Origin of the sequence: Kocuria sp. NPDC057446, from assembly GCF_042802875.1 — a bacterium.
In the GTDB taxonomy this organism is placed as follows: Bacteria; Actinomycetota; Actinomycetes; order Actinomycetales; family Micrococcaceae; genus Kocuria.
The window spans coordinates 1-12,687 of the sequence record NZ_JBHVDI010000112.1 but is presented as its reverse complement, the minus strand read 5'-3'; the positions used below and the strand labels follow the sequence as shown (position 1 = coordinate 12,687).

Below are 12,687 nucleotides of genomic sequence, written 5' to 3'. Positions count from 1 at the left end.
CGCTGGGAGACGGCCGGCCGGCGTCGTCGTGAAGGGGTTCGGTCAGGCGACGACCTCGGAGCGGTCCCCGCTCCACAGGGTGTGGTAGACGCCCTCGGCGTCGTCGGTGCGCCGGTAGGTGTGCGCGCCGAAGAAGTCGCGCAGCCCCTGGGTGAGGGCCGCGTTGAGCCGGGGCCGGCGCAGCGAGTCGTAGTAGTTCAGCGTGGTGGCGAACACCGGCGCGGGGATGCCGCGCTCCACGGCCCGGGCCACGACGCGACGCCAGGACGGCAGGGCCTCCTCGACGGCGGCGACGAACTCGGGGGCGAAGAGCAGGTTCAGCGGCTGCTTGTCCCCCTTGTACGCCTCCATGATGACCTCGAGCAGCTCGGCCCGGATGATGCAGCCCTCCCGCCACAGGCCCGCGATGGTCGCGAGGTCCAGGTCCCAGCCGTACTCCCGGCCGGCCATGGTGAGCATCTCGAGGCCCTGGGCGTAACTGACCAGCTTCGAGGCGTAGAGGGCCTTGCGCACGTCCTCCACGAACTCGGGGTCGTGCACGACGTCCTCGGTGGTGCCCCCGATGCCGGCGGGCAGCACGCGCTGCGCCTCGAGGCGCATCTCCGGCTCGGCGGAGGACAGCGCCCGGGCGAAGACCGACTCGGCGATCGCGGTGACGGGGGAGCCGAGCTCGAGGGCCTCCTGGACGGTCCAGCGGCCGGTGCCCTTCTGCCCCGCGGCGTCGACGATCACGTCGATGAGGGGCTGGTCCGTGCGCGCGTCGACCTGGCGCAGCACGTGGGCGGTGATCTCGATGAGGTAGGAGGCCAGCTCGGTGCGGTTCCACTGCTCGAAGACGTCGGCCTGCTCGGCCGGCTCGAGCCCGGCGACGGAGCGCAGCAGCTCGTGCGCCTCTCCGATGACCTGCATGTCGGCGTACTCGATGCCGTTGTGCACCATCTTCACGAAGTGGCCGGCGCCGTCCGTGTCGATCCAGGCACAGCACGGCGTGCCGTCCTCGGCCTTCGCGGCGATGTCCTCGAGGAGGGGGCCGAGGGAGTCGTAGGACTTGGCCGGGCCGCCGGGCATGATGGAGGGCCCGAGCAGGGCGCCCTCCTCACCGCCCGAGACGCCGATGCCCACGAAGTCCAGGCCCTTCTCGGCGAGCTCGCGCTCACGGCGCCGGGTGTCCTGGAAGTACGAGTTGCCGCCGTCGATGATGATGTCGTCCTTCTCGAGCAGCGGGACGAGCTGCTCGATGACGGCGTCCACGGGGGCCCCGGCCTTGACCATCACGAGGATGCGGCGGGGGGTCTCCAGGGCGTCGACGAGCTCCTGGAGGGTCTCCGTGCGGATGAACGACCCCTCGTCGCCGTGGGCGTCGAGCAGGGCGTCGGTCTTGCCGACCGAGCGGTTGTGGAGGGCGACGGTGTAACCGTGCCGGGCGAAGTTGCGGGCGAGGTTGGCGCCCATGACCGCGAGGCCGGTGACCCCGATCTGAGCTTTCTGTTCTGCTGCCATGCCCCCAGCCTACAAACTCCGGGAGCCCGCTCCGTCCGGTGCGCGCCCGTTGCCGCGGCGCACCGGGGCGGATCACCCGGGCGGGACGACGGCGACGTCCGGGAGAGCGCCGCCGTCACAATCGCTGCACGCCCCGCAGGGGCTCCTAGATTGGTCCTGGAGCACGACGGGAGCCGGGGGGCGGAATGGACGCGTGGAAGAGGGCGCTGGCGGGGGCCGTGGCAGGTGCCGTCCTGTGGTCGGGCGCCGCCCTGTCACCCGCGGCGGCCGCCGGCGGCAGGGTCGACCTGGTCCTGGGCACCAAGGTGGTGCTCGACGAGGCCACGATCGCCCAGGTCACCGAGGGAGCCGCCCGGCTGTGCGGGGGCCCGCCCTCCGGCTACGTCAAGCGGGCCCGGACGGCCGATCGCACGGGCAGCATCGTGGTGCTCTGCACCCGGCCCGGGAACAAGCAGGTGTACTTCCGCTGAGCGCGCCCCGAGCTCCCGCGGAACGGCCCACCGACGGGCAGTGGTGGGTCCTACCGGGATCGAACCGATGACATCCACGGTGTAAGCGTGGCGCTCTACCAGCTGAGCTAAAGACCCTGACAACCGGGTGGGAGGTTTTCGCAACCGCCGGCACCCGGTTCCCGATCAGATTACCCGCCGTGACGGATCCGTGACGACGCGGGTCCCGTCCGCTCCGGCGTGACGTTGGCCATATTCACCGGCGCTCCCGCGGCCGGGCGAGTCGCCGCTCGAGACCGGCCAGGAAGGCGGTCGCGGAGGCGTCGACCTTCAGCCGCGCCGCCGCGTCCCCCCGGGTGCGCCCGTGGTTGACGATCAGCACCGGCACGTCGGCGCGCACGGCGTGCCGGACGAAGCGGCGCCCCGAGTTCACGGTCAGGGAGGAGCCCACGACCAGCAGCGCGTCCGAGGCGTCCACCATGCGCAGTGCGCGCAGCACCCGGTGCCGGGGCGCGTTCTCCCCGAAGAACACCACGTCGGGCTTCAGCACCCCGCCGCACACGGGGCAGTCGGGCACGCGGAAGCCTGCCGTGCGCGGGACCACGGCGTCGGCGTCCGGGGCGAACTCGATGTCGTCCGGGGAGGAGATCGAGGCGTAGAAGCCGGGGTTGAGCTCGTCGAAGAGGTCCGAGAGCACGCCCCGCGGGATGCGGGTGGCGCAGCGCATGCACCCCACCTGCGTGTAGCGCCCGTGCAGGTCCACGACGTTGAGGGATCCCGCGGCCTGGTGCAGGCGGTCGATGTTCTGGGTGACCACGCCCGTGACGACCCCCAGCTCCTCCAGGCGGGCCAGGGCCTCGTGGCCGGGGTTCGGCCGGGCACTCGCCAGGTGGCGCCAGCCGTACTGGTTGCGCGCCCAGTAGTGGCTGCGCAGGGCGGCGCTGCCCATGAACTCGTCGAAGGTCATGGGGGTCCGGGGGGTGGAGCCGGGCCCCCGGTAGTCGGGGATGCCGGAGTCCGTGCTGACGCCGGCCCCCGTCAGCACGGCGGTCCGGCGGCCCTCCAGCATGGCGACCGCGGCGGCGAGGCCGGGTCCGAGTCCGGCGGCGTCCGGATCGGGGAACTGGTCGGGAGGCACGGGGGCGCCGTAGCCGGCGCGGACGGGGGGCATCGCTGCTCGTGGGGGTTCGGGGCCGGCCGGGCTCAGCCGTGCAGTCTGCCGAGGGCGGTGCGGTACGCCTCGAGCTCCCGCGGCGTGCCCCGCTCGGACCGGAAGGCGTCGACGACGACGCCCTCCGCGTCCAGCACGAACGTGGCGCGCTCCGCCAGACCGGTCACCGGGTCGAACACCCCGTAGCGCCGGGCCACCTCCCCGTGCGGCCAGAAGTCGGAGAGCAGGTCGAAGTCGAAGGACTCCTCCCGCGCGAACGCCCGCAGCGCGTACTTCGAGTCCACGGACACCGCGAGCAGCCTCACCCCGGCGTCGTCGAAGACGGGCAGGCTGTCCTGGAGCCGGCACAGCTCGCCGGTGCACACCCCGGAGAACGCGAACGGGTAGAACACGATCGCCACGGGGCGGCCGCGCAGAGCGCTCAGGGCGATCGGTTCGCCGAACTGGTTGCTGAGGGTGAAGTCCGGTGCGGTGGCGCCGAGCTCGAGCATGCGTGGTCTCCTCCGGTGGGGTCCGTGGCGCCCGGTCAGACGTTGCGCTTGGGCATGAGCCGCGTCGCGGCCCAGTCCGCGCTGACGCGCGCGGTCGTGGTCACGTGCAGACCCGCCGTGGGCGCGGCCTCCTGGACCTCCGCGGGCGGCACGTACCCGTCGCGACCGGCCTTGGGGGTCAGCACCCACACGACGCCGCCGTCGTCCAGGGTGGTCGTGACGTCCACCAGCGTGTCCACGAGGTCGCCGTCGCCCTCCCGGAACCACAGGAGCACCGCGTCCACGACCTCCTGGTCGTCCTCGTCGAGCAGGTCCGAGCCGATCACCTCCTCGATCCCGTCCCTCAGGTCGAGGTCGACGTCCTCGTCGTATCCGAACTCCTGGATGTAGTCGCCATCCTTGAAACCGAGCTGGACTACCGCGTCACCCGCGGTGGTCTTGGCCTCGCTCACTGTTCTCGCTCCTTCTGGGATCGGGCCGACGAACGACGACCACGCACTGCGTACCGGTGCTGGGCTCCGCCTGCCCGTCGGCGGACCGCGGGGGCACGGTGGCGGGCCGGATACCGGCTTCACCGTCCAGACAACACCGGATCAGGGACTCTTTCAAGCTCCCGCACGGTGAGCGCCGTCCGAATCCTGGGGTGAGCGCCGTGTGACGGTCCGTCCCGGGTGTGGAAGCATGGTGCCAACAGACACCCCGTTCGCCCGGGACGGCCCCGGCGGCGCGATCCGCACGCCGGGCCGGTTCCCGGACGCCACCCGCTTCCGGGCGGCGTCCGGACAGCGGTACGGGCAACGGGTATTTTGAGACTGTCGGACGACCCGGCCGCGTCCTCGCGCGCGCACCCGCCCGGGTTCCGTCGGGCAACTCGACGAAGAGAGGTTGAACGTGCCTTCATCCAGCAACCACCACATCCTCAGTGGCTTGACCAACAACCTGAAGGACTCCGACACCGAGGAGACCCGGGAGTGGATCGAGTCCTTCGAGGGCCTGATCGAGACGCAGGGCACGGAGCGGGCGCAGTACATCATGCGCGCCCTCCTCCAGCACGCCGGCGCGAAGAGCGTGGGCGTGCCGATGGTCACCACCACGGACTACGTCAACTCGATCCCGGTGGACCAGGAGCCGGAGTTCCCCGGCGACGAGGAGATCGAGCGGCGCTACCGCGCCTTCCTGCGCTGGAACGCCGCCGTGATGGTGCACCGGGCCCAGCGCCCCGAGATCGGGGTGGGCGGGCACATCTCCTCCTACGCCGGTGTGGCGACGCTGTACGAGGTGGGCCTCAACCACTTCTTCCGCGGCCCCGACCACCCCGGCGGCGGGGACCAGGTCTTCTGGCAGGGCCACTCGGCTCCCGGCAACTACGCGCGCGCCTATCTCGAGGGCCGGCTCACCGAGGAGCAGCTGGACGGGTTCCGGCAGGAGAAGACCAAGGCACCGAACGGGCTGCCCTCCTATCCGCACCCCCGCTCCATGCCGGACTTCTGGCAGTTCCCCACCGTGTCCATGGGCATCGGCCCGATGAACGCGATCTACCAGGCGCAGTTCAACCGCTACCTCCACAACCGCGGCATCAAGGACACCTCCGACCAGCACGTGTGGGCGTTCCTGGGCGACGGCGAGATGGACGAGCCCGAGTCGCGCGGCCTCCTGCAGCTGGCCGCCAACGACAAGCTCGACAACCTCACGTTCGTGGTCAACTGCAACCTGCAGCGCCTCGACGGCCCGGTGCGCGGCAACGGCAAGATCGTCCAGGAGCTGGAGGCGTTCTTCCGCGGCGCCGGCTGGAACGTCGTCAAGGTTCTCTGGGGCCGCGAATGGGACGAGCTGCTGGCCAAGGACGAGGACGGCGAGCTGGTCCGGATCATGAACGAGACCCTGGACGGCGACTTCCAGACCTACAAGGCCGAGTCCGGCGGGTTCATCCGCGACCACTTCTTCGGCAAGTCCCCGGCCACCAAGGAGCTCGTCGCGGACATGTCCGACGACGAGATCTGGGAGCTCAAGCGCGGGGCGCACGACTACCACAAGGTCTACGCCGCCTACAAGGCCGCGACCGAGCACGAGGGCCAGCCGACCGTGGTCCTGGCGCAGGGCGTGAAGGGCTACGGGCTCGGCAGCCACTTCGAGGCGCGCAACGCGACCCACCAGATGAAGAAGCTGACCCTGGAGGACCTCAAGGCCTTCCGGGACCACCTGCGCATCCCGATCTCGGACGAGGAGCTGGAGAGCGACCTCTACGGCGCCCCGTACTACCACCCGGGCAAGGACTCCCCCGAGGTCAAGTACCTGCTCGAGCGCCGGAAGGAGCTCGGCGGCTTCGTCCCGGACCGCCCGCACGACCAGCACGAGATCGCGCTCCCGTCCGACGCCGCGTACAAGTCCGCGAAGAAGGGCTCGGGCAAGCAGATGGCGGCCACCACCATGGCCTTCGTGCGGATCCTCAAGGACCTGCTGCGGGAGAAGGAGTTCGGCCACCGGATCGTGCCCATCGTCCCCGACGAGGCCCGCACCTTCGGCATGGACTCCTTCTTCCCCACCGCGAAGATCTACAACCCCAACGGCCAGAACTACCTCTCCGTGGACCGCGAGCTCATGCTCGCCTACAAGGAGTCCCCGCAGGGCCAGATCCTGCACGCCGGGATCAACGAGGCCGGGTCCGTGGCCGCGTTCACCGCCGCGGGCACCGCCTACGCCACCCACGGCGAGCCCATGGTGCCGGTCTACATCTTCTACTCGATGTTCGGCTTCCAGCGCACCGGCGACTCCTTCTGGGCCGCCGCCGACCAGATGACCCGCGGGTTCATCATCGGGGCCACCGCCGGGCGCACCACGCTCACCGGCGAGGGCCTCCAGCACGCCGACGGCCACTCCCCGCTCCTGGCCGCGACCAATCCCGCGGTGATCCACTACGACCCGGCCTACGGCTACGAGATCGCGCACATCGTGCGCCGCGGCCTCGAGCACATGTACGGCACGGGCGACGAGGACCACAACGTCATGTACTACCTGACGGTCTACAACGAGCCGTACCAGCAGCCGGCCGAGCCGGAGGGCGTCGACGTCGAGGGCATCCTCAAGGGCATCTACCTGCTGAAGCCCGCCGAGAACGAGGGGCCCCGCGCCCAGCTGCTCGCCTCCGGCGTGGCCGTGCCGTGGGCGCTCGAGGCGCAGAAGCTGCTCGCCGAGGACTGGGGCGTCTCCGCCGACGTGTGGTCGGTGACCTCGTGGGTGGAGCTGCGCCGCGACGGCCTGGCCGCCGAGAAGGACGCGTTCCTCAACCCCGGTGACGGCACACGGACCCCGTTCGTGGCCCAGCAGCTGGCCGGGGCCACGGGACCGGTCGTGGCCGTCTCGGACTTCAGCGCGGACCTGCCGGACAAGATCCGCCAGTTCGTGCCGAACGAGTTCGCGTCCCTGGGCGCCGACAGCTTCGGCTTCTCGGACACCCGAGCCGGCGCCCGCCGGCACTTCAAGATCGACTCCCACTCGATGGTGGTCCGTGCCCTGGAGATGCTCGCCAAGCGCGGCGACGTCGACTGGCGCGCTCCGGGCGAGGCGATCGAGAAGTACGCGCTCACCGACGTCACCGCCGGCACCTCCGGCAACGCCGGAGGCGACGCCTGAGCCGACTCCTCCGGTGCTCCACGGCGCCCCGCCCACCCACCCGGGTGGACGGGGCGCCGTCGTCCAGACGGGGTCCGGGGCGGCGAACCCGTGCTCTAAGCTCGGAGGCATGGCAGGACAGGACGGGAACTCCACGACGCGCTGGCTGCGCCCCTCGCGCAGGCGCTCCACCGACCGCCCCCGTCCCCTCGCCCCACCGCACCCGAAGACGCTCGAGAACCTCAAGGCGAACCTGGGGGCCATCTCCACGGTCGCGACCCGCCGCCTCGAGACCGACCTCGGCTGGTTCGAGGAGTTGCGCGCCGACGAGCGCTCCGAGCTGGGACTCGTGGCCCAGCGGGGCATCTCCTCCTTCGTGCGCTGGTACGAGGACCCGGAGGAGCCCCTGTGGGTGCTCACCCAGGTCTTCCGGGGCGCCCCGACGGACCTGACCCGCTCCATCTCCCTGCAGCACGCCCTGCAGCTGCTGCGGATCGTCGTCGACGTCGTCGAGGAGAAGGTCCCGGAGCTCGCCAAGCACCACGACGAGGCCGCGCTGCGTGAGGCCGTGCTGCGCTACTCGCGGGAGATCGCCTTCGCCGCCGCCGACGTCTACGCCCGTGCCGCCGAGAACCGCGGGTCGTGGGACGCCCGGCTCGAGTCGCTCGTGGTCGACGGGATCCTGCGGGGGGAGCACTCCGACTCGCTGCGCTCCCGTGTCGCGGCCCTGGGCTGGGCGTCGACGGGCCCCGTCACCGTGCTCACGGGCTCCGCGCCCGAGGCGGCCGGGCCGTCCACCGTGGCCCGGCTGCGGCGGCTCGCCGGCCGCCACGCGCAGGACTCCCTCGTCTCCATCCAGGGGGACCGGCTCGTGCTCATCCTCGGGGGACTGGCCGACCGGGAGGTGGCGCTCGAGAAGCTCAGCGCCGCCTTCGGCCCCGGGCCGGTGGCCTACGGACCGGAGTCCCCCACGGTCTTCGCGGCGGGGCGCTCCGCCCGGCTCGCCCACGCCGCCCTGTCCGTGGCACCGGCCTGGCCCGCGGCGCCCCGCCCGGTCCACTCCGAGGACCTGTGGCCGGAGCGCGCCATGGCCGGGGACGAGAGCGCGCGCACGGCGATGGTCGAGTCGGTGTACCGCCCGCTCACGCGCTCGGCGACCGGGCTCGTGGAGACCCTCTCGGCGTACGTCTCGGTCGGCCACTCCCTCGAGGCCACCGCCCGGGAGCTGTTCGTGCACGCCAACACGGTGCGCTACCGGCTGCGCCGGATCAGCGACCTCACCGGGTGGGACCCCATGGTCCCCCGCGACGCGTTCGTGCTGCACTGCGCCCTCGTGGCGGGCCGGCTCGCGGACTCGTGCGCCCCCATCGACACGTCCGCGCCCGCCGTGGGACCGGTCTTGTAGCTTCCCTACAAACACCGCCGCCGGGCTTGGTGCCCTCCGGGCCACCGCCCGGCGGCGCATCCTTGCGAAGCTGTAGCGGTGATCGCGATCGTCTGCCCCGGACAGGGCTCCCAGAAACCCGGCTTCCTCACCGAGTGGCTCGCCCTCGACGGCGTCCGCGCCCACCTCGAGGAGCTGGGCGAGGCCGCAGGACTCGATCTCGTGCACTACGGCACCGAGGCCGACGAGGACACGATCAAGGACACGGCGGTGGCCCAGCCCCTCATCGTGGCGGCGGGACTCGTGGCCGGCCGGCTGCTCGGCGACCGGATCGGCCCCGGCCGGGACGACCTCGTCCTGGCGGGCCACTCGGTCGGCGAGATCACCGCCTCCGCCCTGGCCGGCGCCCTCAGCGAGGCCGACGCCATGTCCTTCGTGCGCACCCGGGCCAACGCCATGGCCCAGGCCGCCGCCGCCGTCCCCACCGGCATGAGCGCGGTGCTCGGCGGCAAGGAGGACGAGGTCCTCGCCGCCATCGAGGCCGCCGGTCTGACACCCGCCAACGCCAACGGGGGCGGGCAGACCGTGGCCGCCGGCACCCTCGAGCAGCTGGCCGCCCTCGCCGAGAACCCGCCGGCCCGCGCCCGGGTGATCCCCCTCAAGGTGGCCGGCGCCTTCCACACCGAGCACATGGCCCCGGCGCTGGAGCCCCTGCGCGAGCTGGCCCCCCGGCTCTCCCCCGCCGACCCCGTGCACCCCCTCCTGTCCAACGCGGACGGGGAGAACGTGACGGGCGGCGCCGCGAACCTCGAGTCGCTCGTGGCCCAGGTCTGCCGCCCCGTGCGCTGGGACCTGTGCATGCGGACGCTCCTCGAGCGCGGCGTCGAGCAGCTGGTCGAGCTGCCCCCGGCGGGCACGCTCGCCGGTCTGGCCAAGCGCGGCATGAAGGGCGTCCCGGCCCTCGCCCTGAGCTCGCCGGCGGAGCTGGAGCAGGCCAGGAGTATTCTTGACTGACGTCCGCGCGCGCACCCGGTGCGCCGCCCGTCCCGAGGCCGGAGCGACCGTTCCGCCCCGCCCTGCCGGCCCGTCCGCCGCGCCCGGCCGCACGAAGGAGCAACGACCCCTGTGGTGACCCTGAAGCAGCAGAAGACCAACGCGCACTCCCGGATCCTCGGCCTGGGCGTCTACCGCCCGGACGTGATCGTCACCAACGACGACGTCTGCCAGTGGATCGAGTCCTCGGACGAGTGGATCCAGCAGCGCACCGGCATCAGGACCCGGCACCGCGCCGCCGAGGACGTCAGCGTCCTCGACATGTCCGAGCACGCCGCCCGCGAGGCGCTGGCCGCCGCCGGCATCGAGGCCTCGCAGCTCGGGGCCGTCATCGTCTCCACGATCTCGTTCCCCTACCTCACCCCGTCCGCCGCCGCGGCCCTGGCCGACCGCCTGGGGGCCACCCCGGCGCCGGCCTTCGACATCTCGGCCGCCTGCGCCGGCTACTGCTACGGCATCGCCCAGGCCGACGCCCTCGTCCGCTCGGGGGCGGCGGACTACGTGCTGGTCATCGGGGTGGAGAAGCTGTCCGACGTCATCGACAACGGCGAGCGCTCGATCTCCTTCCTGCTCGGCGACGGCGCGGGCGCCGTGGTCGTCGGTCCCTCCGACACCCCCGGCATCGGCCCCTCGGTGTGGGGCTCCGACGGCTCCAAGTGGGACGCCATCCGGATGACCCACCCGCTGACCGACATCCGGGCGGTGGAGCAGGGGCGCGAGCGCGCCCAGTCCCCCGACCTCCTCGATCCGGAGACGGGCGCCGTGCGCGAGGACGCCACCCTGTGGCCGACCCTGCGCCAGGACGGCCAGACGGTCTTCCGCTGGGCCTCCTGGGAGGTCGCCAAGCGCGCGCAGGAGGCCATGGACGTGGCCGGGGTGAGCCCCGAGGACCTGAGCGCCTTCATCCCGCACCAGGCGAACATGCGGATCATCGACCAGATGGCCAAGACGCTGAAGCTGCCCGAGTCCGTGGTGATCGCCCGGGACATCGCGGACTCCGGCAACACCTCCGCCGCGTCCGTGCCCCTGGCCACGCACCGTCTGCTCGCCGAGCACCCGGAGCTGTCCGGCAAGCTCGCCCTGCAGATCGGCTTCGGCGCCGGCCTCGTCTACGGGGCCCAGGTCGTCGTCCTGCCCTGACCTCCGCCGGCACGGGGACCGGGGTCCCGCCCACGTGTCGGTGCCACCGCGGGGCCCTGCGAGTCGTCGTAGGGTTGAACCGCACACCCGATGTCCCCCGGACCGGCCCCGACGGCCTGACCGGGACAGATGCACCCGGCACCTGCCCGGGGCGCACGTCACCACCGGCTGCTCCGGCAGCCGCAGAGAAAGGAAAGCCACCATGGCGAGCAAAGAGGAAATCCTGACCGGCCTGGCCGAGATCGTCAACGAGGAGACCGGCCTCGAGACCGAGGCCGTCCAGCTGGACAAGTCCTTCACCGAGGACCTCGACATCGACTCCATCTCGATGATGACCATCGTGGTCAACGCCGAGGAGAAGTTCGACGTGACCATCCCCGACGAGGAGGTCAAGAACCTCAAGACCGTCGAGGACGCCGTCAGCTTCATCGACAACGCCCAGGCCTGATCCGGCCGGTCGGTGCGGGACGCGGCGGACCGCAGGATCCGCCGCGCCGCACCGACCAGCGACCGGGCGGGCCGCCCGCCGCATCACCCCAGGACACGAGGAAGTGCAGTCATGACCCGCAAAGTAGTCGTCACCGGTCTCGGTGCCACCACCCCGATCGGTGGTACCGTCCCCGAGCTGTGGCGCAGCGCCACCACGGGCGTCTCCGGTGTCAGAGCCATCGAGCACGACTGGGTGGACACCTACGATCTGGGCGTGCGGATCGCCGCGCCCGTCTCGACCCCCGCCGGCGAGGTGCTCTCCCGGGTCGAGGCCAAGCGCCTGGACCCCTCGGGCCAGCTGTCCGTCATCGCCGCGCGCGAGGCGTGGGCCGACGCCGGTTTCTCCGGGAGCAACGCCGAGACCTCCGACGAGGTCGACCCGGACCGCTTCGCCGTGGCCTTCGGCACCGGCATCGGCGGGGTCTGGACCCTGCTGGACGCCTACGACACCCTGCAGAAGCGCGGGGCGCGGCGCGTCATGCCGCTCACCGTCCCGATGCTCATGCCCAACGGCAACGCGGCGGCCGTCGGCATGGACCTCAAGGCCCGTGCCGCGTCCATCACGCCCGTCTCCGCGTGCGCGTCCGGCACGGAGGCCTTCTACCAGGGCATGAACCTCATCCGCTCCGGCAAGGCGGACCTCGTGGTGGTGGGTGGCGCCGAGTCGGCGATCCACCCCGTGACCATCGCGGCGTTCGCCTCGATGCAGGCGCTGTCCAAGCGCAACGACGAGCCCGAGCGCGCCTCCCGTCCCTACGACACCGGCCGTGACGGATTCGTCATGGGCGAGGGCGCCGGCGCCGTGGTGCTCGAGTCGGAGGAGCACGCGAAGGCCCGCGGGGCGCGCGTCTACGCCGAGCTCGCGGGCGCGGGCCTCACCTCGGACGCCTACCACATCACCGCGCCCGACGAGGAGGGCCGCGGGGCGGCCCGTGCCCTCGCCGAGACCATGGAGACCGGCGAGTTCGGGCCGGGCGACGTCCGGCACGTGAACGCGCACGCGACCTCGACGCCCAAGGGCGACGCCCCCGAGGCCGGCGCGCTGCGCCGTGCGTTCGGCTCCGCCGTGGACGACATGTGCGTCTCGGCGACCAAGTCGATGACGGGCCACATCCTGGGCGGCTCGGGTGCCGTGGAGGCGGTGCTCACCGTGCTGGCCGTCCACCACCGCACCGCGCCGTGCACGATCAACCTCGAGAACCAGGACCCGGAGATCGATCTCGACGTCGTCACGGACGCCCGCGACCTCCCGTCCGGGGAGTTCGTGGCCGTGTCCAACTCCTTCGGCTTCGGCGGCCACAACGCGGTCGCCGCGTTCCGCACCGTCTGAGCGCACGCCCGTTCCGGCCCGCGCGGCCGGGCGCACGCACGAGGGCCGTCCCGCTGGTCGCGGGACGGCCC

11 protein-coding genes and 1 tRNA gene are annotated in these 12,687 nt (G+C 72.2%); 7 read left to right on the top strand and 5 right to left on the bottom strand.

Annotated features, from left to right (window positions below):
- Window positions 1-42 precede the first annotated feature (42 nt).
- Window positions 43-1,500: an NADP-dependent phosphogluconate dehydrogenase gene (gndA, locus tag ACFU0Y_RS13130; protein WP_380214972.1), complete on the bottom strand. Its 1,458-nt coding sequence runs from the start codon at window positions 1,498-1,500 to the stop codon at window positions 43-45.
- Between the two features lie 185 nt (window positions 1,501-1,685).
- On the opposite strand from gndA, the gene ACFU0Y_RS13125 reads away from it, so the two are divergent.
- Window positions 1,686-1,970 (top strand): hypothetical protein, encoded by a 285-nt coding sequence (locus ACFU0Y_RS13125; RefSeq protein WP_380214971.1) that lies wholly within the window; start codon window positions 1,686-1,688, stop codon window positions 1,968-1,970.
- Window positions 1,971-2,011: 41 nt separating this feature from the next.
- Here the strand turns inward: ACFU0Y_RS13125 and ACFU0Y_RS13120 are convergent.
- From ACFU0Y_RS13120 to ACFU0Y_RS13105, 4 genes are all read right to left on the bottom strand, one after another.
- Window positions 2,012-2,087, bottom strand: a tRNA-Val gene (locus ACFU0Y_RS13120).
- A gap of 118 nt (window positions 2,088-2,205) precedes the next feature.
- The gene (locus ACFU0Y_RS13115; RefSeq protein WP_380214970.1) at window positions 2,206-3,120 is read right to left on the bottom strand and encodes a Sir2 family NAD-dependent protein deacetylase; all 915 of its coding nucleotides are present in this window, start codon (window positions 3,118-3,120) and stop codon (window positions 2,206-2,208) included.
- Between the two features lie 32 nt (window positions 3,121-3,152).
- A complete protein-coding gene (locus ACFU0Y_RS13110) occupies window positions 3,153-3,611 on the bottom strand; it encodes a peroxiredoxin (protein ID WP_380214969.1) in 459 nt (152 codons plus the stop codon).
- A gap of 35 nt (window positions 3,612-3,646) precedes the next feature.
- Complete coding sequence (locus tag ACFU0Y_RS13105) at window positions 3,647-4,063, bottom strand: DUF3052 domain-containing protein (protein ID WP_298585098.1); 417 nt, start codon at window positions 4,061-4,063, stop codon at window positions 3,647-3,649.
- A gap of 439 nt (window positions 4,064-4,502) precedes the next feature.
- Here ACFU0Y_RS13105 and aceE point away from each other — a divergent pair, with 439 nt between their 5' ends.
- The 6 genes from aceE to ACFU0Y_RS13075 all read left to right on the top strand — a co-directional run bounded on the left by aceE (window position 4,503) and on the right by ACFU0Y_RS13075 (window position 12,616).
- Window positions 4,503-7,241, top strand: a complete 2,739-nt coding sequence (aceE, locus tag ACFU0Y_RS13100) for a pyruvate dehydrogenase (acetyl-transferring), homodimeric type (RefSeq protein ID WP_380214968.1) — start codon at window positions 4,503-4,505, stop codon at window positions 7,239-7,241.
- A 109-nt stretch (window positions 7,242-7,350) separates the two neighbouring features.
- Window positions 7,351-8,625, top strand: coding sequence for a PucR family transcriptional regulator (locus ACFU0Y_RS13095; protein WP_380214967.1), 1,275 nt, complete (start codon window positions 7,351-7,353; stop codon window positions 8,623-8,625).
- Between the two features lie 78 nt (window positions 8,626-8,703).
- Window positions 8,704-9,618 (top strand): ACP S-malonyltransferase, encoded by a 915-nt coding sequence (locus ACFU0Y_RS13090; protein WP_380214966.1) that lies wholly within the window; start codon window positions 8,704-8,706, stop codon window positions 9,616-9,618.
- Window positions 9,619-9,729: 111 nt separating this feature from the next.
- Entirely contained in the window at window positions 9,730-10,797 is a 1,068-nt protein-coding gene (locus tag ACFU0Y_RS13085; RefSeq protein ID WP_380214965.1) for a beta-ketoacyl-ACP synthase III, read from the top strand.
- Window positions 10,798-10,999: 202 nt separating this feature from the next.
- Entirely contained in the window at window positions 11,000-11,245 is a 246-nt protein-coding gene (locus tag ACFU0Y_RS13080) for an acyl carrier protein (protein WP_368832706.1), read from the top strand.
- Between the two features lie 111 nt (window positions 11,246-11,356).
- Window positions 11,357-12,616 (top strand): beta-ketoacyl-[acyl-carrier-protein] synthase family protein, encoded by a 1,260-nt coding sequence (locus ACFU0Y_RS13075; RefSeq protein ID WP_380214964.1) that lies wholly within the window; start codon window positions 11,357-11,359, stop codon window positions 12,614-12,616.
- The last annotated feature ends 71 nt before the right edge of the window (window positions 12,617-12,687 follow it).